The 21,859-nt window shown below is 71.9% G+C and carries 19 protein-coding genes; 3 read left to right on the top strand and 16 right to left on the bottom strand.

Features of this window, described 5'->3' with window-relative positions:
- Positions 1 to 127: 127 nt before the first annotated feature.
- The 7 genes from ACIOD2_RS40265 to ACIOD2_RS40235 form a co-directional block, all read right to left on the bottom strand.
- The gene (locus tag ACIOD2_RS40265; protein WP_400550335.1) at positions 128 to 721 is read right to left on the bottom strand and encodes a DUF4232 domain-containing protein; all 594 of its coding nucleotides are present in this window, start codon (positions 719 to 721) and stop codon (positions 128 to 130) included.
- A gap of 29 nt (positions 722 to 750) precedes the next feature.
- On the bottom strand, positions 751 to 1,245 hold the full coding sequence (locus ACIOD2_RS40260; RefSeq protein ID WP_400550333.1) for a DUF4232 domain-containing protein: 495 nt from the start codon (positions 1,243 to 1,245) through the stop codon (positions 751 to 753).
- A gap of 137 nt (positions 1,246 to 1,382) precedes the next feature.
- The gene (locus ACIOD2_RS40255; protein WP_400550331.1) at positions 1,383 to 1,982 is read right to left on the bottom strand and encodes a DUF4232 domain-containing protein; all 600 of its coding nucleotides are present in this window, start codon (positions 1,980 to 1,982) and stop codon (positions 1,383 to 1,385) included.
- Between the two features lie 129 nt (positions 1,983 to 2,111).
- On the bottom strand, positions 2,112 to 4,667 hold the full coding sequence (locus ACIOD2_RS40250; RefSeq protein WP_400550329.1) for a CHAT domain-containing protein: 2,556 nt from the start codon (positions 4,665 to 4,667) through the stop codon (positions 2,112 to 2,114).
- Positions 4,668 to 4,716: 49 nt separating this feature from the next.
- On the bottom strand, positions 4,717 to 5,202 hold the full coding sequence (locus tag ACIOD2_RS40245) for a hypothetical protein (RefSeq protein WP_400550327.1): 486 nt from the start codon (positions 5,200 to 5,202) through the stop codon (positions 4,717 to 4,719).
- Positions 5,199 to 5,774 (bottom strand): RNA polymerase sigma factor, encoded by a 576-nt coding sequence (locus ACIOD2_RS40240; protein WP_400550325.1) that lies wholly within the window; start codon positions 5,772 to 5,774, stop codon positions 5,199 to 5,201. The genes ACIOD2_RS40245 and ACIOD2_RS40240 overlap by 4 nt, the downstream gene beginning before the upstream one ends.
- The gene (locus ACIOD2_RS40235; protein ID WP_400550323.1) at positions 5,771 to 7,405 is read right to left on the bottom strand and encodes a S8 family peptidase; all 1,635 of its coding nucleotides are present in this window, start codon (positions 7,403 to 7,405) and stop codon (positions 5,771 to 5,773) included. The genes ACIOD2_RS40240 and ACIOD2_RS40235 overlap by 4 nt, the downstream gene beginning before the upstream one ends.
- A 214-nt stretch (positions 7,406 to 7,619) precedes the next feature.
- Between ACIOD2_RS40235 and ACIOD2_RS40230 the strand changes: the two genes are divergently transcribed.
- The gene (locus tag ACIOD2_RS40230; RefSeq protein WP_400550321.1) at positions 7,620 to 10,802 is read left to right on the top strand and encodes a SpvB/TcaC N-terminal domain-containing protein; all 3,183 of its coding nucleotides are present in this window, start codon (positions 7,620 to 7,622) and stop codon (positions 10,800 to 10,802) included.
- A 168-nt stretch (positions 10,803 to 10,970) separates the two neighbouring features.
- On the opposite strand, the gene ACIOD2_RS40225 is transcribed toward ACIOD2_RS40230, so the two are convergent.
- The 3 genes from ACIOD2_RS40225 to ACIOD2_RS40215 all read right to left on the bottom strand — a co-directional run bounded on the left by ACIOD2_RS40225 (position 10,971) and on the right by ACIOD2_RS40215 (position 13,899).
- The gene (locus tag ACIOD2_RS40225) at positions 10,971 to 11,843 is read right to left on the bottom strand and encodes a sigma-70 family RNA polymerase sigma factor (RefSeq protein WP_400550319.1); all 873 of its coding nucleotides are present in this window, start codon (positions 11,841 to 11,843) and stop codon (positions 10,971 to 10,973) included.
- A gap of 64 nt (positions 11,844 to 11,907) precedes the next feature.
- Positions 11,908 to 12,546, bottom strand: coding sequence for a hypothetical protein (locus ACIOD2_RS40220; protein WP_400550317.1), 639 nt, complete (start codon positions 12,544 to 12,546; stop codon positions 11,908 to 11,910).
- A 108-nt stretch (positions 12,547 to 12,654) separates the two neighbouring features.
- Complete coding sequence (locus tag ACIOD2_RS40215) at positions 12,655 to 13,899, bottom strand: peptidase S8 (protein WP_400550315.1); 1,245 nt, start codon at positions 13,897 to 13,899, stop codon at positions 12,655 to 12,657.
- Between the two features lie 268 nt (positions 13,900 to 14,167).
- On the opposite strand from ACIOD2_RS40215, the gene ACIOD2_RS40210 reads away from it, so the two are divergent.
- The gene (locus ACIOD2_RS40210) at positions 14,168 to 16,498 is read left to right on the top strand and encodes a chitobiase/beta-hexosaminidase C-terminal domain-containing protein (RefSeq protein ID WP_400550313.1); all 2,331 of its coding nucleotides are present in this window, start codon (positions 14,168 to 14,170) and stop codon (positions 16,496 to 16,498) included.
- 63 nt (positions 16,499 to 16,561) lie between these two features.
- Here the strand turns inward: ACIOD2_RS40210 and ACIOD2_RS40205 are convergent, their stop codons facing one another.
- The 3 genes from ACIOD2_RS40205 to ACIOD2_RS40195 form a co-directional block, all read right to left on the bottom strand.
- Positions 16,562 to 17,410: an ion transporter gene (locus tag ACIOD2_RS40205; protein ID WP_400550311.1), complete on the bottom strand. Its 849-nt coding sequence runs from the start codon at positions 17,408 to 17,410 to the stop codon at positions 16,562 to 16,564.
- 36 nt (positions 17,411 to 17,446) lie between these two features.
- Complete coding sequence (locus ACIOD2_RS40200) at positions 17,447 to 17,938, bottom strand: hypothetical protein (protein WP_400550309.1); 492 nt, start codon at positions 17,936 to 17,938, stop codon at positions 17,447 to 17,449.
- A 74-nt stretch (positions 17,939 to 18,012) separates the two neighbouring features.
- Positions 18,013 to 18,876 (bottom strand): alpha/beta fold hydrolase, encoded by an 864-nt coding sequence (locus tag ACIOD2_RS40195; protein ID WP_400550307.1) that lies wholly within the window; start codon positions 18,874 to 18,876, stop codon positions 18,013 to 18,015.
- 77 nt (positions 18,877 to 18,953) lie between these two features.
- On the opposite strand from ACIOD2_RS40195, the gene ACIOD2_RS40190 reads away from it, so the two are divergent.
- Positions 18,954 to 19,436, top strand: coding sequence for a hypothetical protein (locus ACIOD2_RS40190; protein WP_400550305.1), 483 nt, complete (start codon positions 18,954 to 18,956; stop codon positions 19,434 to 19,436).
- 42 nt (positions 19,437 to 19,478) lie between these two features.
- On the opposite strand, the gene ACIOD2_RS40185 is transcribed toward ACIOD2_RS40190, so the two are convergent.
- The 3 genes from ACIOD2_RS40185 to ACIOD2_RS40175 are packed head-to-tail and all read right to left on the bottom strand — an operon-like array spanning position 19,479 to position 21,775.
- Complete coding sequence (locus ACIOD2_RS40185; RefSeq protein ID WP_400550303.1) at positions 19,479 to 20,873, bottom strand: hypothetical protein; 1,395 nt, start codon at positions 20,871 to 20,873, stop codon at positions 19,479 to 19,481.
- Positions 20,870 to 21,205, bottom strand: a complete 336-nt coding sequence (locus tag ACIOD2_RS40180) for a hypothetical protein (protein WP_400550301.1) — start codon at positions 21,203 to 21,205, stop codon at positions 20,870 to 20,872. Before ACIOD2_RS40180 ends, ACIOD2_RS40185 begins: the two co-directional genes overlap by 4 nt.
- A gap of 15 nt (positions 21,206 to 21,220) precedes the next feature.
- Entirely contained in the window at positions 21,221 to 21,775 is a 555-nt protein-coding gene (locus tag ACIOD2_RS40175; RefSeq protein WP_400550299.1) for a YbaB/EbfC family nucleoid-associated protein, read from the bottom strand.
- Between the last annotated feature and the right edge of the window lie 84 nt (positions 21,776 to 21,859).

Raw genomic sequence — 21,859 nt, 5'->3', positions numbered from 1 at the left:
ACCGGCCAGTCGGGGGGCGTGCCGGCCGGTTACCGCCGCGATCTAAGAGAGGGCACCTCGCGTCAGGAATGACGCGCGCTCCCGTGCATCACCCTATCGAGTGACGGATGGGCCGTACGGCCCAGCGTCAGGCCGGGTCGGCGAGGATGCCGTTCACGTAGGTGCCGGGGTGGGTCGCCGCGTCCTGGCGCAGGACCGGGAGGTCGGCCGGCCAGTCCGCCGTCAGCGCCTGGGTCTGGCCCGGCGGGATCGTCTTGAGCGACGTCGGCGTCCAGGACGCACCGCCTTCGGACGGCGTCAGGACCGTGATCGTCGCCGACGCCGTGGTGCCCGCCGGGACCTCGTTGTACTTCACGCCGTTGTTCTCGCGCGGCAGGTGGTACACCGGGCCGAACGTCGCGTCGTCCGGGCCGACCAGGTCGACGCCCGGGACGCCGTACAGGCCGCACGTGTGGTCCGAGGTGTTGCGGTAGGTCAGCGGCACGTCGAACTGGCCCGGCGCGCCGGTCTTCCCGGCGGGCTTGCCCAGCGAGACGGCCAGGTCCGCGGTGGTGCAGCGCGGCGTCGCGGTGGACGCGGCCGCCGCCGGTGCCGCGGCCCCGGCTCCCCCGGCCGTGCCCGCCGCCCCGGACGACGTCTGCGTCGCGGCCCCCGCCGCGCCACAAGCCGTCAACGCGGCCATCCCCGCCGCGGCCCCGATCCCCGTCAAGATGCGCTTCATGACATTCCTCCCTGTGCCGAAAGTCGGATTCAGCTGCTGACCGGCGTGACCTGCACGGAGGCACCCTTGACCGGCGCGCCGGCGGGCCAGTCGACGCTCACCGGCTGGCCGTACGGGCCGGTCGGCAGGTCGAACGTGACGGTCGTCGGCGTGACCGGCGACGGCGCCTCGGCCGAGCGCTGGACGATCCGGGACACGGCCGGGTGGCCGTCACGCAGGTTCACCGGAAGGGCCTCGGCCGCGTCGACGGTGGTGGCGATCGGCAGCCGCTGCCCGTCGGCGATGAAGGTCAGCGCCGTCGGCGCGCCCTGGAGCTTGCAGTTCGTGGTCGGCGAGGCCGCGGTGTAGGTGAGGACGTAGGCCTCGTGCCCGGCGGCGTTCGACGGGTCCGGCGCGACGGTCACGTGCACGTCGGACGCCCCGCACGGGGTGTCGCTGGGCATCGCGTTCGCGGCGCCGGCCGCCAGGAACAGGCCCCCGGCCACCAGGCCACCGACGGCGATCGCGGTAACAGTGCGCTTCATGGTGCTCTCCCTCGTTCCGTCAACAACTTTCGGACTCATGAGGAAGATGCCCAAGTGATCACCGAGGATGCGCCGCGATGGGGTCGATCACCCGAAAGCAACCCCGGACCGGGTGAGACGTCGAAAGAACAGAAGCGTCAACCGGCGAGGATTCCGTTGACGTAGCTGCCCGGGTGCGTCGCGGAGTCCTGGCGCAGCACCGGCAGGTCCGCCGGCCACCCGGCGGTCAGCGGCTGGGTCTGGCCCGGCGGGATGGTCACGAGCTTCCGCGGCGTCCAGGACGCCGACCCCTCCGACGGCGTCAGCACGGTGATCGTCGCGGTCGCCGCGGTGCCCGCGGGGACCTCGTTGTACTTGACGCCGTTGTCCTCACGCGGCAGGTGGTAGGCGGTGCCGTTCGGGTCGTCCGGGCCGATCAGGTCGACCCCGGGGACGCCGTAGAGGCCGCAGGTGCGGGCCGAAGTGTTCTTGAACGTCAGCGGCACGTCGAACTGGCCCTTCGCGTCTTGGCTCTCCTTCGGTGTGCCGAGCGAGAGCGACAGGTCGGCCGTGGTGCAGCGCGGTGTCGCGCCCGTGTCGGCCGCCTTCGCGGTGGTGGCCGAGCTCGGAACCGCGGGCGCCGGCGAAGACGAAGGCACCTGCGGTGCGACCGGCGCGGGCGCGGAACCGGCCGAACCGCACGCCGTCAGTGCGAGCATCCCCGCCGCGGCCCCGATTCCCAGCAAAACGCGCTTCATGACGGTTCCTCCTGTGTCGAAAGTGGACTCAGGCGGGAAAGATGCGCCCGTGATCTTCGGAGATACGTTCCGTGGGTTCGATCACCGGAAAGCAACCTCGACCAGGGTGAAACGTCTTCACAGCAAGCGTCAGCTGCGGCCGAAGCACACGAACGGCATCAGCGGTTCGGCCTGAGCAGCGTCCGCCAGCGCCCGGGCCGGAGGCGTCCCCGACGACAGGGCCCGGTGGTAGGCCAGCATCACGCCACCTGCCGTCCGGTCGTCGACGCGGGCCACGCTCGAGACCACCGTGCGGCTGCCGCCGTAGAGCAGCGCCGCGGTGAAGCCGAGGACCTCGTCGCCCGCGCGGACCACCGTCTGGCCGACGTCGCACGACGACAGCACCACCTGCTCCGGGGCCGTCGCCAGCTGCTGGACGTCGTAGGCCATCAGCGGCCCGTCGGCCAGGTTGAGCCGGGAGAACAGCACGTTCTCCTGCTCGTGGTGCCCGTGCGCGGCGAAGTGCGCCAGGCGGCAGCCGTCGAACGCCTTGAGGGTCGCCGCGACCGTCGCGTCCGGGCCGGTCAGCACCTCGGCCTCCGGGTAGAGCGACGCCAGCCGCGACACCTCGGCGTCGGCGTGGGTCAGGTCCGAGCCCGCGACCAGCAGCGGCGCCCCGCACGCGCGGCGCGGACGGCGTCCCGCGTCGAGCCAGGCCGAGGACGACGGCGTCACCGTCACCGGGCGGCCGCGCAACGTCGGCAGCAGGCCCCACGGGATCGCGGACAGCGCGCCGGTCGGCACCACGACGACGTCGAGGTCGCCCAGCCGCGCGGCCAGCGGCTTCAGGAGGATCGCGTCGAGCGCGGTGACCTGGGTGCGCACCGAGCGGCGGATGACCTGGTCCAGCTGCGGCGGCAACTGCCTGCCGCACAACGCGTCGAGGTCGCTGTGCAGCCGTGCGACCGGCTCCGCGACCGCCGACGCCGGGCCCAGCTCGATCAGCGCGACCCGGTGGTCCGCGATCACCTGCGCGCACAGGGAACCGTGGTCGGCGAGGAAGCACACCATCGCGCTGCCGGTCGCCGCGAGCTCGTCCCCGACTTCGCCGAGCTTCGCCTCCGGGTGGTCCTCGTCGGTGCCCTCGGCCTGCCAGCCCCGCGCGCGGATCTCGCGTTCCAGTGCGGCGCAGCGCTTCGCGGCCTGCGCGTCCGGCTTCCCGGACAGCTCGCCCGCGCGGATCTGCATCGAGAGGTACCGCAGCTCGGCGACGGCGTCGACGGTCTCCGGGTGCGCGGGCGGGCGCACCGGCCGGAACCGGAACGCCTGCGCTCGCGAGCGGTCGAGCCACCGGAACACCACCCCCGGCGAGCGCTGGGCGAGCGCGGCGGCGAGGCCCGCGTCCGCGAGTTCCTTGCCCAGCGACGTCGTCCCGGTCTTCAGGTCGACGCTGCCGAACCGGCTGCGGTGGCGCTGCAGCTGGGTCAGCCCGGCCCGCGCGTTCGCGAACGTCACGCGCCGGTGGCCGCTCGCGGCGCCCAGCTCGGCCAGCGCCAGCCGCCGGAAGAGGCGGTTCTCCAGCGGCGCGGTGCGCCGGTCGCGCGAGGCGATGCCGGCCCGGGCGCCGTCGAGATCGCCCAGCGCGATCCGGGCCCGGGCGCCCAGCAGCGCGGCGATCTCGGCGTCGTTGCGCAGTCCCAGCGCGGTCAGCCTGTCGGCCAATGACGTCGCGTCGGCGGCGACGCGGGCGATCCGACGGCCGGCCGCGAAATCCGCGCGCAGCACCGTCAGCTGCGCCACCGCGGCCCAGGTTTCGTTGCCCCTTCGACGAAATCGACGCTCCGCGCGCACCGCCCAGCCGCGCGCGGCCGCCGTCTCACCGCTCGCCAGCGCGGCCAGCGCACGGGTCAACTCGGCCTCGGCGTGCTCCTGGTTCATCCGCAGCCGCGGGAACAGCTCCAGCGCGGCGTCGAGCTCGGCCGCGGCTTCGTTGGGCAGCCCGGCGGCGAGCAGCGCCCGCGCCTTGTCGACGGCCAGCACCGGCAGCATCCCGACGCTCTGCTCGGCGTAGAACCCGCTCGCCGCGTCGAAGTCGCGCAGCGCGCCGGGGATGTCGCCGGTCAGCACGCGCGCCTGGCCGCGGCCGTGCGCCGCCTTCGCGAAGATCCGGGCCAGTCCCTCTTCCGACGCCTGCCCGGCGCCGATCTGCTCGCACTGGTCGAGGTCGGCGAGCGCGAGCCGGACGCGCCCCGCGTACTGGTGCAGCATCGCGCGGTTGAGCAGCGTCCGGGCGAGCACGACGAACTCGCCCGCCTGCCGCAGCTGCGGGATCGCCTCGTCGAAACAGTCGAGGGCCTCGTCCATCCGGCCGATCAGGATGAACACCAGACCCCGTTGCTGGCGCAGGATCCCGCGCCCGGCGTCCGAGACGAGGACGTCGGCTTCGTCGAGCAGGGCGAGCCCGCGCGTGCTGTTGCCCAGCGCGGTTTCCACGGCCGCGTACGTGCCGAGGACGCGCGTCGCGAGGTCCGTCCATCCTGGCCAGTGCGGCGGCGCCGCCTTCGCGGGCAGCCCGAGCAGCCGCGCGGCGGCGCGGATCAGGCGCCCGCCCACCACCGGCTGGCCGTCGTTGGTCGCCGCGACCGCACGCTTGTGCAGGTCGCGCACCCGGTCCTCGACCCTCGGCGAGGCGACCTCGGCGCGCACAGGCAGCCCTTTCGGCCGGGAACCGTTCCCCTCGGCCGAGAAGAGCGGGTCACAACTCGATGGCCGGCGTGCTCACCGTCCTCGAACGGCCGAGCGTGCGGACGAGGACCTGCACCATGCCGTGCGGCACGCCGCTGACCGCGAACCGGCCTTCGGCGTCGGAGGTCGTCGTCAGCGGTCCGTCGCAGGTGCGGACCTCGATCGGGTGCTCGGCCGGTGGGGTGAGCCAGCCGTCCAAGCGGATCGTACCCGCCCGTTCCGGACTCACATTCACCATGATGGTCAGGCTTTCGCTGTCGAAGGTGATGAGCCTTCCCTGCTCGGCCGCGCTGCGAGCGACGACGAGCCCCTCCTGTTCACGAATCCGCATCACTTCCAGGTCGACGTCCTCCAGCTGGATCGCGAACCGGATCTGGTCCACCAGCGTGGCGGGCATCGGGTCGGCGTCTTCCCACAGTTCGCGCACCCCGGCCAGCAGCCGGAGATCGAGCTCGTCCAAGGGCTCGTTGGCGCCTGCTGGTTCGACGGTGGTCACAGCCAATCTCCTTCGCCGTTGGCGAGTAATTGCTCGCGCAGGCGCGCGAGGCAACGTCCCCTGGTCGGGCCGATACTCCCCCTCGGCATTCCCAGCCGGGCGCCCACTTCGGCGTAGTCCGGCCGGTGCACGAACGCGACGATCCGCAGCAGGCTGCGGCAGCGTTCGGGCAGTTTGTCGACCGCGCGCCACAACCGCGCGCGCTGGTCGTCGCGCAGCACCCCCTCCTCGGGTGCCGGTGACGCTTCGGCGAGCCGCTCCGGAAGCTCCGCGAGCGGCCGTTCGATCTGGCGTTTTTCCCCAGTGCGCCAGGCTTCCCTCTTGGTGACGGTGATCAGCCAGCCGGTGAGCGCCACCGGCGAGCGGATCTCCGCGAACGAGCCGAGCAGCCGCAGCCACGCCGTCTGCACGACGTCCGACGCCTGGTCGACGTCCAGCCCCTGGTCCCGCGCCACCTGCCAGAGCAGCGGCGTGAGCAGGGCGACGAGTTCGTCCAGCGCCGCGCGGTCCCCGTCCCGCGCGGCGCCGAACAGGACGGCTACCCGTCCGTGGTCCGTCTTGGCCACGTTCACAGTGCGCCCAGCGCGGTCCAAGCCCGCTTGACGACGGTGTCGCGCTCGACGGTCGCCAGGTCGTCGGCGGCCGTCTTGAGCAGTGCGTTCCCGATCTCCGCGGCGGCGAGCGGCGCGGCGAACGACGTGCCGTCCCACACCGCGAAGCCGGCGCTGTAGTCGTCCGGGTCGAAGGAGTTCCGGCCCTGGTCGGGCACTTCGTGGTCGGCGGACGCGGTGCCCCGGACGTCGTCCGGGTAGGTGCTGACGACCCCCGCGCCGGTCGCCCAGCACCGGACCCACGGGCCCTCGTTGGAGAACAGCGCCTTGCTGGCGGTGCGGTCGGGGTTGAGCGCGCCCACGCTGATCACCTGCGGGCCGCACTGCGGGCCGAGCGGCTGGTCGGCGAAGGCCGCCGGGTAGAAGCGGCGGGTGGTGGCGTCGTTGCCCGCGGCCGCCACGACGAGCACGCCGAGGCCGATCAGGTCGGCGATGGCCGCGGCGAACTGGCCGGTGAAGGCGACGTCGACCGGGTTTTCCTCGTAGTAGCCCAGTGACAGCGAGACGATGTCGACCATGTCCTCGGGCCGGTTGTTCGCCTGCGCGTTGCGCACGCGGTCGGCCAGCAGGTGCAGCGCGAGCAGCACGTCACCTTCGTAGGCGACGCCGTCGCTGTGGACCACGCGGATCGCGAGCGTGTCGGCTTCGGGGCAGGCCTGCCGGATGATGCCGGCGATGAACAGGCCGTGCCCGGTGTCAGTGTCGACGTCCCCGATCAGCGGCTGGCCGGTGGTCGGCGCGTCCCAGTAGTCGGCGAGCAGCTGCGTCGGCACGGTCGTGCCCGAGTCGATCTCCGCCTGCAGGATCGCCGCCTGGATGTCCGGCGCGACGCGGAGCCCGGCGTCGGCGGGCGGCGGGCCGCTGCGGTCGGCCAGCCCGAACCACGGGTGCGGGCCGATGCCGGTGTCGAGCACCGCGATGACCGGACGCCGGTGCGCGGGCTTGGCGCTGCGGTACGGCGGGGCCGCCGAGAGCGTGACCGGGATCCGGTTGGCGCCGCGGGTGCGCCCGTACGAGCTGCCGGCGCCGAAACCGCTGGTCTCCCATGGCGTGCCGCCGATGCCGCTGGTCTCCCACGGCACCCCGCCGAACACCGGCGTGGTGAGCAGCAGGTGTTCCACGGAGATCTTGGCGACGACCTCGGGATCGATCTCCGGCTTCTCGCCTGACGACGCGCCACGCAGCAGCTGGACGGCCTTCCAGCAGTCGACGACCACCGGGTCGGAGTCCTCACGCACCTTCAGCAGCGCCCGCACGGGCAGGTCTTCGAGCTGCCGGGCGCGCGCCGTCTCCTTGGAGTCGCCGCGGTCGGCCGGCTCGGCGTAGATGCCGATGCGGCCGAGCACGCGGTTGATCGAGGCCAGCGTCTCCTGGTCGCGCAGGTACCGGTTCGGGAGGAGGAACACCCCGGGCCGGTACACGGTCGTGCGCGGGGCCGGCCGGCCCGGCACCGCGGTCGACGTCGCCGGGTCGAGCACCCGCGCGCCGTGCCGGTCGAGCAGCTGCCTCGGCGGGGCCGGGAGCTCGTTGAGCGTGCCGATGTCCTCCTTCGCCGCGCCGGAGCCCTCGTCCCTCACGAACCTGACCACCATCGGGTCCACCCTCTCGCTTGCCCCCGCCATTGATCACAACGTGGTTACTCGGGAAAGACCGGGCAGCCGCACCCGGGATACGGCACGGACATCACGAATGCATAACTCCGGCGGCAAACGGGTGAGGACGTATCTGGCGTCCGTCACTCACCCACTTGGACCCCAGAAGTAACCGGTGGCGCACCTGCGCCGCCAGGCATTCGGGGAGAACGCCATGACTCTGCTCCGGCCGAGCGTCCAGGAGGCGGCCCGGCCCGCGCGGATCCGCGGGCTGGGCGGGTCCTTCACGCCGGAACCCGCCACCGGCGGCGGGAGCTTCGCGGTTCCGCTCGACCTGCCGCCCGGTCCGGGCGGGATCGCGCCGTCGCTGGCCCTGCGCTACGTCACCGGCGCGCCGAACGGGCCGTTCGGCGCGGGGTTCGCGGTGCCACTGCCGAACGTCCGGCTGGACGACAGCGGGGCGCGAAGCCGGACCAGCGGCCGGCTGGCCCGCCGGGGCGAGGGTTTCGTGCTCACCGCGCGCTCGGGCACCCGGCACTTCCTCGGCACGTCCGACGGCGGCCGGTCCGGCAGCCACGCCTGGCACCTCGAACGGACCGAGGACGCCCTCGGCAACACCGCGGCGTTCGGCTGGGCGCACCACAGCGGGCAGGCCTACCTCGCGCGGATCTCCTACGGGCCCTACGAAGTGGACTTCGCCTACGAGCCGCGGCCCGACGTCCTGCACCTGGGGCGCGTGACGACGGCGCTGCGCTGCTCCCGGATCGAGCTGCGGGTGCCCTCCGCCGCGCGCCCGCTCGTCCGCCGCTGGACCCTCGGTTACGACGTCGACGACGGCGCGTCCGTGCTGACGTCGGTCGCGCTGACCGGGTACGACGCGCGCGGTGCCGAAGCGGCCGCGCCGGTGCTGCGTCTCGCCTACGCCCGTTCGGAAACGCCGGCCACGCCACGGGTCCAGCTCCCGGCGCGGGCCCGCACGAGCATCAACTCCGGCGTGCTGCTGCTCGACGCCGAGGACGAACCGGTGCCTTACTACTCCCTCGCGCCGGGCGCCGGGCGGCTGAGCGAGATCGACAACGGCATCGGCCTGCGCACCGCGATCGAATACACGACCGCCGACACGGTCCCGGTGGTCCGCCGGGTCATGCTCCGGGAATCGGCGACCGGGCACGCCGGCACGACCGAGTTCGAGTACCACGAGCGGCACGTCGGCGACGCCTTCACGGGGTTCGGCCGGGTCGTGCAGGACGAGCTCGGCGACGAGCACGCGCCCACCCTGCGGACCGTGCGCTGGTTCGGCGACGACGGCTTCCTGCGGCAGGAGGAGACCTTCGGCCTCGACGACTCGCCGGACGCCGTCCGCCCGTACCGCCGGGTCGAGCACGAGAAGCGTCCACAGTGGACCCGATCGGTGACGACGGTGTTCGAGCGGCAGGAGAAACCGGTCTCGGTCACCAGGACGGAGTCGGACCTGGACGCCGCCGGGAACCCGGTCCGGGTGGTGGAGACGACCGAACGGCCCGGCCACGAGACCTCGGTGCGCGAGACGCGCACGACGTACACGACCGATCCCGACCACCGGTTCGCCGCGCTGCCCGCACGGGTCCGCCAGCTGGACGGTGCCGGGAAGGTGTTGTCGGACAAGCTGTTCCGCTACGACGAGTGCCCGGACGGGAGCGCGGGCTCGCAGGGGCTGCTGACCGCGCGGGAGGAGCTGGTGCTCACCGACGCGCTCGTCGCCGACGTCTACGGCCCGGTCCCGCCGGACCTGGTCCGCCACGGCTACCACCGCCGCGACGGCGAGGCGGGCTGGTGGGTCACGACGTTCCACCGGCGGGCCGACAACGTCACCGGGCTGCGCACCACGACCACCGGCTCGCGCGGCGACACCCACGAGGTGCGCTACTCCGACGACCGCTGTTTCCCCGAGGTGGCCACCGATCCGGTCGGGAACGTCACCGCGACGCGGTACGACGTCCGGACGGCGCGGGTCTGCGAGGTGACCGACCCGGCGGGCGCGGTGACCACCGTGACCCACGATCCGCTGGGCCGCCCGGAAACCGTCGTGCGGCCGGGTGACACGGCGGACCTGCCGACGCTGCGCCACCGCTACGACCACCACGGGCCGGTGCGCGTCACCACCGAGCAGCGCGCGGTGTCCGGTGAGGCGGAGGTGCTCACGACGGTGGAGGTGCGCGACGGCGCCGGCCGGCTGCTGCAGCGGCGGCACACCGAGCTGCTCGGCGACGTCGTCGACGAGCACCACGAGTACTGCGCGCGGGGCCTGGTCTGCCGGACGTCGCGGGCGTTCCGGATCGGCGGCCGGCGCGCCCCGGCGGCCGAGTACCGGTACGACGCGCTGGGCCGCCCGCTGCGGGTGACCGCGCCGGACGGCTCGGTCCGGACGTTCGACGCCGGCGCCGCGGACACCGAAACCGGCGAGGTGACGTGCGACCTGCTCGGGCGCGTGCTGCGTGGCGCGGACGGCGTGGCGCACGTCCGGGACGCGGCCGGGAACGCGGTGGAGTCGCGCAGCGAGGGCGGCCGCGCCGTGTACCGCATCCACGACGTGGCCGGCCGGGTGGCCGCCGTGCTGGTGGACGACCCGGCGAGCGCGCCGGTCACCACGTTCACCTACCACGACGGCGGGCTCCCGGTGCCGCTCGAAGCGGGCCCGCACAGCTGCGGGCGGCTGGTGCGCGTCACCGACGAATCGGGCGTCACGCTGCTCGGGTACGACGCGCTGGGCCACCCGATCTCGAAGCGCTGGCGCCCCGCGCACGTGGCCGTCGAGTACCGGCTCGACATCGTCCGCCGCGCCGACGGGCGGCTCTCGGAGGTGACCTACCCCGACGCCGGGGACGGCCGGCTGACCGTGCGGTACCAGTACGACGAGGTGAGCCGGCTGGTGAGCGTGCCGGGCTTCGTCGACTCCGTGCAGTACGACGTGCGCGGCCGCCGCACCGCGGTGCACTACGCGAACGGCGTCACCGAGGCCTTCGCGCCGGGACGCCGGCACGTGGTCACCGGCCCCGGCGGCTGGCTGCGCGAGATCGAGCCGCCGCCGGTCGCCCAGCTCCCGAAACCGCTGCCGGGCATCGAGATCCGGGACGTGTTCGGCCGGCTGCGCGGCATCCACGGCGACGACGGCGTCAACGAGCTGTACGGCTACGACCACTCGGGACGCCGGGTCCGCACCCTGGTGAGCAGCGGCACCGGCGTCCACGAAGTGCTGTCACCGGACGACCTGTACTCGCTCGAGGACGGCGAGCGCGTGATCGTGGTTGCGGACGCGGTCCGGCAGTACGCGGACGGAACGCGGCGCTACCTGCACATCGACGCCCTCGACCGGATCGCCCTCGTCACCGACGAGCACGGCTCGATCGTCGAGCCGTGAGCCCTACTTCCGGTGCCGGCCGCCGTCGGAGCTCTCGGTGCCGCTCTGGACGTCCGAGTCCCCGCTGTCCTTCTTCTCGTGCTTCCCCATGTCGACTCCTCCCCTTGCGCCGATTCTAGCAACGGTGGCACTGAGTAGTAGTAAGTCAACTCCATGTGGTCGCGGACATCAATCCAGCACGGCCAGATCCAGCCGGTCGAGGCGGGCCGGGTCGGCCAGGATGTCGATCTCCACGATCCGGCCTCCCGACACCGTGAAGCCGAGCACCGAGAACGGGCGCCCGTCCCGGGTGGCGACCACGCCGGCCGCGCCGTTGACCAGGGCGCGCCGGACCGTGCCGCCGCCCGCACCGAGGCGGGAGAACGTCAGGGCCTGGTTGGCCACCGCCGCCGCGCCGGTGACCTCGATCGAGCCGCCCTGGGCCGCGCCGCGGTCCGCGCGCAGCACGACGTCCGGGTCGAGGACCGTGACCAGCGCCTCGAAGTCGCCGCCGCGCGCGGCGGCCAGGAACGCGTCGACGACTTCACGCTGCCGGGCGACGTCCGGATCGGGGGCGACCGGCGCGCCCTGCACCCGCCGTCGCGCCCGGCTCGCGAGCTGGCGGGTCGCGGCCTCGGACCGGCCGACGATCGGCGCGATCTCGTCGAACGGCATCGCGAACATGTCCCGCAGCACGAACGCCAGCCGCTCGCCCGGGGTGAGCGTGTCGAGCACGACCAGCAGCGCGAGGCCGACGGAATCGGCCAGCAACGCCGACTCCTCGGGGCTGTCGTCCTCCCGGCTGATGATCGGGTCCGGCACGAACTCCTCCCGCCGGGCCTTGCGCGAGCGCAGCATGTCGAGGCAGACGCGCCCGACGACCGTGGTGAGCCAGCCGGCCAGGTTCTCGACGTCGGAGGTGTCGCTCCGGCTGAGCCGCAGCCACGACTCCTGCACGGCGTCGTCGGCTTCGCTCAGCGAACCGAGCATCCGGTAGGCGACGGCCCGCAGGTGGTCGCGGTGCGTCTCGAAGCGGTGCGCCAGCCAGTCGGCGTCGGTCACGGTCTCATCCTTCGTCCAGGTGCTGTCCCCACCTTGACGGATCCCGCGAGCGAGATGTGACAGCTCAGTGCGTGAGCTCCCGCAGCACCCGCGCCGGGTCGACGTCGACGGCGCGCAGCGTGCCCGGGTGCTCGCTCGGCTCGCTCCACGCGGCCGAGATCCACAGGTCCGCGTAGTCACCCCGCTCGATCGCGGGCAGCTGCCAGGTGAGCCGCCCTTCGTCCAGGCCGACGGCGTCGTCCGCGATGGCGCCGGACCAGTACGGCGGCACGTGCTGCCCGGCCCGCGCGCACGCGCGCAGCGCCTCGGCGTCCGGGCCGCCGACGGTCACCACGGCGTCGGCGGTCTCGGCCGTGACGGTGGCACCGCTCGCGGTCACCTCGTCCGGCCCGCTCAGCTCGACCTGCACGACGAACTCGCTCAGCGGTTCCCGCGCCAGCACCCGGAAGACGGTGGCCTGCCGGGTGACCGCCGGATAGCCGTCGGGCAGCTGCGGCGCGCTCGGCCCGGACAGCACGTCGAGCCGCACGGACCGGTGCCGCCACCGGCACAGCCACGCCCCGGAGTCCAGGCCCCAGGTCAGCTCCGGCCGCGCCGGCACGTCCCACCCGCCGACGCGCACGGCGAACCGCACGGCGCCCAGCGGTGTGGTGATGCCGAGCGCCCGCGGCCGGGTCGTCGACAGCACGTCGGTGTCCAGCATGCAGTCATCCTTACCCCGGCCGGGGTAACGCGAAAATGCGCTGCGCGAACGTCACCCGTCCGTGGAGGTTTCGGGCTCGCCCGAGCTGGCGGCGTGGCGGAAGGTGAGTCAGAACCCGCCGGTGCCGTTCGGCGTGCCCAGCCCGGTCGGGCCGTCGTAGCCGGCGCCCGCCGTGCAGAGGTAGGTTCCGCCGCAGCTGCCGTTCGAACCGGACGTCACGTCGTTCAGGCTGCCGGTGTGGGCGTACGGGTACGACCCGGACGTCACCGAGTTGCCGGCCAGCGCGTACACGCTCGCGATCACCGGCGAAGACAGGCTCGTGCCGCCGACCTGGACCCAGCCGTCCGCGCCCTGAGCCAGGCCCAGCGACAGCAGCAGGTCGCAGAAAGCCGAGCTGCCGCAGCTGTTGTACGTGTCGTAGACGCCCAGCCCGGTGGCCGGGTCGGCGACCGCGGAGACGTCGGCGACGGTCCGCTTGGCACATCCCGTGTCGTGCTGCCACGACGGCTTGGCCTCCAGCGCCGAACACCCGCTGCCGCTGCCGTTCCACGTCGTTTCCGTCCAGCCGCGCGGGGTGCTGGTGGACTTCTTCAGCGTCGTGCCGCCGACCGCCGTGACGTACGGCGAGGACGCCGGCCAGCTCACGCCGTAGCCGGAGTCGCCCGACGACGCCGTCACCGCGATGCCCGGGTGGTTCAGGTGCGCGTCCGCGGCGAGGATCGTCGAGTCCTCGGTGCCGCCGTAGCTGTTGGAGATGGCCACCACGCCCGGTGTCGCCGCGGCCGTGTCGACCGCCGTCATCAGCGGGTCCGTGTCCGGGGAATTGGCTTCCACCAACAGGATGTGACAGTCGGGGCAGGTCGCGGACACCGCGTCGAGGTCGAGGCTGATCTCCTCGGCCCAGCCGTAGTCGCCCGCCGGCAACGGGCTCGCGGCGCCGTTCTGGTTCACCTTCTTGAAGCAGCCACTGGCCGTCGTGCACGGCGAAAGTCCGCGCGCGGCACGGAACTTCGCGAGATCGGCCTCCGCGGTCGGCGCGTCCATGGCGTCCACGATGGCGACGGTGCGGCCGCCGGAGTGCAGGCCGCCGAGGTTGTACGCGGCCTGGATCTCGGCCGGGCCGTAACCGACCGGAGTCGACGTCACCAGTGGGCCGGCGCCCTTCGGTGAGCGGATGGCCTTGCCGAGGCAGTGCATCTTCCCGGACGTGGCGCAGCCGAAGTTGATCACGCCGCCGCTCTGCAGCGGCGCGGCCTCCGCGGCGACCGCGGGGACGGCGGCGGCCACCGGAGCCGCGACGAGGGCGAAGGCCACAAGGGCCCGGACGAGGGTTCTGCCACGCGAAACAGTCATTCCTACTCCTCGGTAGGGGACCACGGTGTGGCACGAGATAGTCGCATGTCACACCGTCGGGGTCACCCGACCGAAGTGGGTTTCTCGGTTCAGTCATTCGCCCACCGCCGGGCAAATCGGGTCATCGATCACAGAACGCCTCACCCTCGCGGATGATTGGTCCAGACAACTGTTACCGATTCGTGACCATAGCCCCGCTGAGCGGGAGCTACTTTGTTGTGACTCGCAACAAATGCTCGTGGATCCCCAACGGCGGAGGTGTCACGGCGTGAACCGGACCTTTGAAAAGCTTCGACGACGCCGGCGCGGCGCCGTCGCCCTCACCGCGGCAGCCCTCTTGCTGGGCGCCGGACTCAACGCCCCGGCCGCGCTGGCCGCGGACGACTACACACAGAGCGTCACGCAGCTGAGCTCGACCCAGCTGCAGCTCAACTTCACCCCGGCCACCCCGGCCGTGTACGTGGACGTCCACTACACCGGCGTGCCGGGCGTCGGGCAGCAGAACGTCCGGATGACCAACGCCTCCGGCACGTGGCACTCCACCGTCAACGGCCTGAGCACCGGGAACACACTCGACTACTGGTTCACCTACGAGAAGAGCGGGCCGCAGTACGACACCCCGCACTTCACCTTCACCGTGGGTGGCGGCGGCACGACGACCGTCGCGGCACCGACGTTCAGCCCGCCCGGCGGGACGTACTCCAGCACGCAGACGGTGACGATCAGCAGCGCCACCTCGGGCGCGACCATCCGGTACACAGTGGACGGTTCGACGCCGACCGCGTCGTCGCCCCAGTACACCGCGCCGATCAGCGTCCCGGGCTCGCGGACGGTCAACGCGATCGCGCTGAAGTCCGGTTCGACGACGTCCGCGGTGTCGAGCGCGACCTACACGATCGGCACCCAGGCCGGCTGCCCGACGCAGTCCGACACCCCGAACTTCGGTTCCAACGTGCGGATCTTCGACCCGAGCATGTCCGCGGCGACGATCCAGGCGCAGCTGGACACGGACTTCAACAACCAGAAGGACACGCTCACCGCGCAGTTCGCGGACCGGCGCGTCGCCCACCTGTTCAAGCCGGGCACGTACAACAACGTGCACGACAACGTCGGCTTCTACACCTCGGTGGCCGGCCTCGGGCAGAACCCGGGCGACGTCCTGATCAACGGTGACGTCACCGTGGACGCGTTCAACGCCTCCGACAACGGCGTCGCGCTGCAGAACTTCTGGCGCTCGGCCGAGAACATGGCGGTCAACCCCTCCGGTGGCCAGGAGCGCTGGGCCGTCGCGCAGGCCGCGCCGTTCCGCCGGATGGACGTCCGCGGCGGACTGCAGCTGTACCCGGCGAGCTACGGCTACGCGAGCGGCGGCTACATCGCCGACACGAAGGTGGCCGGCCAGGCCGCGTCGATCTCGCAGCAGCAGTGGTACACCCGCGACTCGCAGCTCGGCAGCTGGAACGGCGGCGTCTGGAACATGGTCTTCTCCGGCACCAGCGGCGCGCCGGCGACCACGTTCCCGAACCCGCCGGAGACGACGCTGGCGACCACCCCGGTCTCCCGCGACGTGCCGTACCTGTACGTCGACGGCACCGGCAAGTACCGCGTGTTCCTGCCTTCGCTGCGCACCAACGCGTCCGGCCCGAGCTGGGCGAACGGCAGCACCCCGGGCACGTCGGCGCCGATGAGCCAGTTCTACGTCGTCAAGGCCGGTGACACGGCCTCGTCGATCAACAACGCGCTCGCCGCGGGCTGCAACCTGTTCTTCACCCCGGGCGTCTACCACCTCAACCAGACGCTCAACGTGACGAAGGCCGGCACGACGATCCTCGGCATCGGCTACCCGACGCTGGTGCCGGACAACGGCGTCAACGCGATGCAGGTGTCCGATGTGGACGGCGTGCGGCTCAAGGGCCTGCTGTTCGACGCCGGCACGACGAACTCGCAGGCACTGCTGACGGTCGGCCAGTCCGGCTCGACGGCGTCCCACGCGGCGAACCCGACAACGGTCCAGGACGTGTTCTTCCGGATCGGCGGCGCGATCGCCGGCAAGGCGACCAACAGCCTGATCGTCAACAGCGCCAACACGATCATCGACCACATCTGGGCGTGGCGCGCCGACCACGGCAACGCGAACACGGTCGGCTGGAACACGAACACGGCCGAGACGGGGTTGGTGGTGAACGGCGCGAACGTGCTGGCGACCGGCCTGTTCGTCGAGCACTACCAGAAGTACCAGGTGATCTGGAACGGCCAGGGCGGGAAGACGATCTTCTTCCAGAACGAGATGCCCTACGACGTGCCGAACCAGGCGTCGTGGAACGCGCCATCGGGGGTCGCGGGGTACGCGGCCTACAAGGTCGGGGCGAACGTGACGTCCCATGAGGCCTGGGGTCTCGGGAGCTACTGCTTCTTCGACACGAACCCGGCGGTGTCCAGTTACCACGCGTTCGAAGTGCCGAACAACAGCGGCGTGAAGTTCCACAGCCTGCTGACGGTGTCGCTCAACTACCGCGGCACGATCACCCACGTCATCAACGACACGGGCGGTGTCACGCCCACGGGCACCGTGCCGGTCAACGTGGTGAGCTACCCGTAAGCGGGTAACACAATGAAGGCCGCCTCCCCGGACCCGACCCCGGTGAGGCGGCCTTCGTCGTGTTCAGGACCTGCGGTGCAGCGTGTCGTATTCGTGGGCCGCTTCGCGCTGGGTCCGCGTGGGCAGCTCGTGCTGCTCGTCTTCGGCGTCGAGGTCGTTGAGTCCCAGTTGGACGGCTTGGCGGATCTGCTCGCGGTTGTCGCGCACGACGGTGGAGAAGAAGTCGTCGATCCGCGGGTCCAGCAGGACTTCGAGCAGGACGCGGAAGGACGTGTCGACGACCGTCCGCACGATCTCGTCGTGGAACGGCAGCCGCTTGAGCTTGCCGAGCTGCGGGTCGGCGGCGATCTTCTCGGCGATGATCGTGCGCAGCTCGTCCTTGTTGGCACCGAGCGACTTGGCGAGGTTCTCGGGGTAGTTGCCGGTCTCGAGCACCTTGACGACCTCGTCGAGCACGGCGATGGTCACCGGCTTCTTGATGGCCTTCACGATCGGCTCCGACAATTTGTCGACAAGCCGATAAGTGAACTGCTCCCCGACGGCCCGGTCCGCGGCCCGCCCGACCCGGATCAGCAGCAGCACCACGGCGACGAACTTGTGCCCGGCCGCGACCGGGTGCGCGAACGGGACCATGGCGAACAGCTCGTACCAGTTGCGCACGAGGAACTTCTTGGCCCACTTGCGTTTCCGCCACCGCCACAGGAACTCGCCGAGGAAGACCGCGCAGATCCCGCAGTCGACGTAGAAGATCACCAGCCCGGCGTCCCGCGCGGGCGGGCTCAGGATCATGAACCCCAGCAACCCGACCGAACCGGCGGCCAGCACGAGCATGACCCAGTCGTCGGTACGCACGTTCCCGGGCAGAATCCCGCTGTTGAGCTCCGGCTCGCGGGCTTCGCGAAGGGTGGCCATGCCCGAATGATGGCACGGCCGGCGCCCCGCAGCCGGTCAGCGGCACCGCCGTCGCCAATAGCTCCACGTGACCGCACCCAGCAGGGGCGCCCACAACAGGGCCGGCAGATAACAACCGACGAGCAGGACGTGCCCCGCCGGGTGCGAGAACGCCACCAGCCCGAAGTCCGGGAAGTCGCGGAACGCGTAACCCCAGATCACCGCCAGCGCGACAGCACCGAGCGACGCCGGCCCGATCGCCGCCCACGGTGGCACCCGGCGGCCGCCCAGCAGCGGAACCCACGACGGCACCCGCTCACCCCACGGCCGCACGAGCCCGAGCGTGAGCAGGGCCAGCGCCTCCGAAACCACGCTCAGCCCGACGATGTACCAGGCCTCACCGCCGACGTCGGCGTCCGCGACCCGCAGGCCGAGCGGGACCCCGGCGACCAGCGCGATCCGCCAGAGCCCGGACGGCAGCATCACGAGCGGCACCAGGTGCGCGGCGACCACGGCCCAGCGGGGCTGCGTCCGCATGGTGGTTGTCATGCGCCCGATCTTCGGCGCGCGCCCCGCGCCAGGCCTCCCTCTCGAGGCTGAGCGGGCCCCGCCACGCGAGGGAACTAGCCGAGCACCTCGTGCAGCCGCGCGGCGAAGGCTTCGGGCTTGCCCGCGTAGCCGAACTCGCCGCTCAGGAAGCCGCCGTGGTGGCTCGGGAACACGACGGCCTCCTGGCCGAGTACCTCGGCCGCCGCCAGTGTCGTGCGGCCCGTGAAGGTCTGGCCCGACTCCTCGGCGACCGCGATCACGACCCGCGTCGACGCCTTCTTCAGGGCTTCGACGTCGAGTTCGTAGCTGGAAACCGCCCACGAGCGGTCGGACAGCAGCGCGTCGTCGCGCTTGCCGTCGTCCTCGGCCGGCATGCCGAACCGGGCGGGGTCGGGCGCGGGCTGCGCGAAGTAGTCGTCGGTGTACTCGCCCGGCCACGACGACAGCAGCATGAACGCCGCCATCCCGGCACCGAAACCCTTGGCCTGGTAGGCCTCGGTCACGGCGTTGCGGGCCCGTTCGGCCGCCGCGGCGTCGGGCAGCACCGGGATCAGCGGCGGCTCGTGCGCGACGAGCGTGGTCACGTCCTCCGGGTACGCGGTGACGAACGCCAGCCCGGCGACGGCACCCCCGCTGCTCCCGAAGACGTCGACCGGCCCGGCGCCGAGTGCCTGGACGAGCGCGTGCAGATCCCGGGCCTGGACGGCGGGCACGTTGGTGACGCCGCCGTCCTTCCGGACGCTGCGCCCGAGCCCGCGCGGGTCGTAGGTGACGACGGTCCGCTCGGGGAAGTACGAGGCAAGGGTGGTGAAACCGACGGCTTCCATGGGCTGCCCGATCATGAACAGCGGCGCGCGGTCGCTGTCCGCGGGAGCGGGCCCGTGCACGTCGTAGGCGATGTCCGCCTCGGGCGTCTCGAGGATGTGTGTCGTGGCCATACGGAACCCTAAGCCACTAAACCGCTCACCGGAGGCAGGCGTTCTGACGACGACCGATCCGACGAGGGGAATCCGTGATGCTCAAGAAGGTCCTGGTCGCACTGGGTGGCGTGGTCATGGCGGCAGTGGGCTTGGCCCCGGCCGCGTCGGCCGAGGTCGAGGCGGCACCGAACTGCCAGTACGGCACCAGCTCGTACGGCACGTGGGTGACGTCCAAGGCGCTGACCGTGATCGGTGGGGGCTCCGCCTCCGTCGGCACGATCCAGCTCTGCCGTGACAGCAGCTACAACTACTTCGGATTCGTGATCTTCCCGGCCAAGCTGCCGGTCAACGAGTGGGGGCAGGCCTACGTCTACCGCTTCCGCGACGGCGTGCTGGACGCGACGCTCAGCTGCGACAGCTCGGGCGGCAACGGCAACGTCCGCCCGGCTCAGACCCGTTGCTGGACGGCGAGGTCCGCCGGCCTGAGCGGGCACTACACGTTCCAGGCCGAGGGCCAGCTGTGGAACAGCCACAGCGGCCAGATCGTCGCTTCGGGCACCACGGGCCGGACCCGCTGACCGGAAAGGCCGGGGTGCCGAACACCCCGGCCTTTCGCGGTTCTAGTGCTGTTGCTGCTCTTTCTTGTCTTCCTCGGCCCAGGCGGCCTCCGCCTGCATCTGGATGTCGGTGAGGCCGCGGTCGACCTGGACGATGTCCTTGCCCGCCCAGCCCACGAAGTTCTTCGAGCTCTTGGCGTCCGAGAGGGCCTTCATCATCGGGTAGTAGTCCGGTGCCTTGGCCTTCAGCCAGTCGTCGACGAACTTCATCTTCTTGTAGCTGTCGCCGAACTTGGTCTTCAGCCAGTCCTCGTGCTTCTTGATCGTCGAGACGTCCTGGTCGCTCAGCTTCGACTTCGGCGACGGCGGCTTGGGCGCGGGCGGCGGGTCCGCGGGCTTCGGCAGCGGGCGCGAGAAGTTCGGCGTGGTGCCGTCACCCGGGGGCCGGGTGGTGGGCGCGGCGCCGCCTCCGGGCGGGCCGTCGTGGCTGACGGCGGTGCCCGGCGGGGGCAGCGGCCGCGAGAAGTTGGGGGTCGTGCCGTCACCCGGGGGCCGGGTGCTGGGCGTCGCGCCGCCGGTGGTCGGCGGGCCGTCGTGGGTGACGGCCGAGCCCGGCGGCTTCGGCAGCGGCCGCGAGAAGTTCGGCACCCCGCCGCCGTTGGGCGGCAGGTTGCTCAGCTCGTGGCCCGCGTTCGAGGCGCCCGGCTTCCCCTTGACCAGCTTCGACAGCCCGGTGAGCCGGGCCAGCGTGCGCCCGGCGTACGCGACGACCTTGGCGAGCTTCGCCATCATCGCCGCGACCTGCACCGAGACGGTCGCGACGCACTTGGTCACCCCGACGGCGATCGACGCGCCGAAGGTGGGGATGGCGAGCGCCAGCGCGATCAGCATCGTGGAGATGATGTCGCCGAGGATCGTCGTGATGATGTCGCGCAGCAGCGAGCGGACCGCGCCGATCAGCGCTCCGGTGGTCTCGACCATGTAGCCCGCGACGTCGGACGCCTTGGCGTTGGCGTCGATCCAGCCCTTCCGGTCGTTGATCGACTTCAGGAAGCTGTCGTACCCCTTGCCCTCCCACTTCGTGATGGTGGCCTTGAGGGTGTCGTCCAGCTCGGTGCCGGTGTGGCGCAGCGACTCGCCGATCTTGTGCAGCTCGTTGGCGATCTTCGTGACCTCCGCGGGGTTGCCCGCGACCTGGTCCAGCGGCCACTTCAGGAACGAGACGTGCTCGATCAGCCAGCCCAGGCCCGCCGCGATCAGCTTCGCGAGCGGGTCCATGACGAACGCGACCGTGTCGAGCGCGGCGCTGATGACGTTGATGCCCAGCTCGACGCTGACGGCCGCGAGGTCGCCGCCGTGCTCGGTCTGGACCTTGCCGATCGAGTCGCCGACCTGCTTCCAGCTGTCGAAGACGCCGGCCCCGGTCGTGGAGTTCGACGCCGTGATGGGAACGGTCACTTGCCCAGCTCCGTTTCGAAGGTGCTCAGGCCCTGCGCCGTGTTCGCGTCGTGGGTCGAGTACACGTCGGCGGCCTTCTTCACGTCGTCGGCGGACTTGCCGATGTCACCGACGAGCTTGTTGATCTCCCCGGTGATCACGCCCATCGTGATCCGCGAGGGCACCGCGAGCACCTGCGCGAGCAGGATGCCGAACGCGGCGTTGTCGAACCCGTTGGCGGCCTGCATCCGGTTCGCGGCGTCCTGCACCGCGGGCTGCGTGGTGCCCGACAGGAACTGGCTGAACTTCTGCAGCTCGGCCGGGTCGACCGAGAAACCTGCTCCGGAAACCACTGGATCTCCTCCGTACTACCAGGGGTTGCTTTCGCCGTCGTCCTCTTCCGGCGCGGGCCGGGGACGTCGACGCGGCGGCGGACCTTGCTGCGGTGGCGGTAGCTGGTTCGGCGGCGGCGGCCGGTGCGGGGGCGGCGGCGGGAGGGGCGGCCGGTCGTCCGCCTCCGGCGCGAACTTGCCGCCGTTGCCCGGGGGCGTTCCCTCGTCCGGTTCGGGCGGCGCGGGCAGGAACTCGTCCAGCAGCTCGCGGGCGGCCGAGCTCTCGCCGACCATGCCGCTGAACGCGTCGGCGACCTCGGCCGAGACCTTCTGCTGCGCGCGGCCGATCAGCTGCATCACCGTGCCGGAAAGCGCTTGCGGGGGACGGTCGTACGCGCGGGGGCCGAACCGCAGTTCCTGCAGCACCCCGCTCGGGCCGACGGTCACCGAGACCGCCCCGTCCGGCGACTGCACGGTGGCGGTGGCGGCCCGGAGCCGTTCCTGGGCGGCCGCCGCCTGGGCCTGGATTCCTTCGAGCTCGGCGCTGAACGCGGCCAACGGATCGCCGTCGGGAGGCACTGACTGTGTCAATTTGTCCTCGTCGGGAGAAAGGTGGGGAGCCGTTGAAGTCAATCAGCGGTCTTCAAACGTCAGATGACGCGAACAGAGCCGACA

It is taken from the genome of Amycolatopsis sp. NPDC088138 (genome assembly GCF_044741685.1).
GTDB lineage: Bacteria > Actinomycetota > Actinomycetes > Mycobacteriales > Pseudonocardiaceae > Amycolatopsis.
Note: the sequence above shows the minus strand (reverse complement) of the source record. Positions and strands in the feature narration are given on the sequence as shown.

Bases quoted from the DNA above. Each gene is read 5' to 3' on its own strand.
- ACIOD2_RS40255 (WP_400550331.1), bottom strand. From the start codon at position 1,982: ATGAAGCGCGTTTTGCTGGGAATCGGGGCCGCGGCGGGGATGCTCGCA.
- ACIOD2_RS40205 (WP_400550311.1), bottom strand. From the start codon at position 17,410: ATGGCCACCCTTCGCGAAGCCCGCGAGCCGGAGCTCAACAGCGGGATT.
- ACIOD2_RS40235 (WP_400550323.1), bottom strand. From the start codon at position 7,405: ATGGTGGTCAGGTTCGTGAGGGACGAGGGCTCCGGCGCGGCGAAGGAG.
- ACIOD2_RS40195 (WP_400550307.1), bottom strand. From the start codon at position 18,876: ATGGCCACGACACACATCCTCGAGACGCCCGAGGCGGACATCGCCTAC.
- ACIOD2_RS40265 (WP_400550335.1), bottom strand. From the start codon at position 721: ATGAAGCGCATCTTGACGGGGATCGGGGCCGCGGCGGGGATGGCCGCG.
- ACIOD2_RS40200 (WP_400550309.1), bottom strand. From the start codon at position 17,938: ATGACAACCACCATGCGGACGCAGCCCCGCTGGGCCGTGGTCGCCGCG.
- ACIOD2_RS40215 (WP_400550315.1), bottom strand. From the start codon at position 13,899: ATGACTGTTTCGCGTGGCAGAACCCTCGTCCGGGCCCTTGTGGCCTTC.
- ACIOD2_RS40230 (WP_400550321.1), top strand. From the start codon at position 7,620: ATGACTCTGCTCCGGCCGAGCGTCCAGGAGGCGGCCCGGCCCGCGCGG.
- ACIOD2_RS40260 (WP_400550333.1), bottom strand. From the start codon at position 1,245: ATGAAGCGCACTGTTACCGCGATCGCCGTCGGTGGCCTGGTGGCCGGG.
- ACIOD2_RS40190 (WP_400550305.1), top strand. From the start codon at position 18,954: ATGCTCAAGAAGGTCCTGGTCGCACTGGGTGGCGTGGTCATGGCGGCA.
- ACIOD2_RS40220 (WP_400550317.1), bottom strand. From the start codon at position 12,546: ATGCTGGACACCGACGTGCTGTCGACGACCCGGCCGCGGGCGCTCGGC.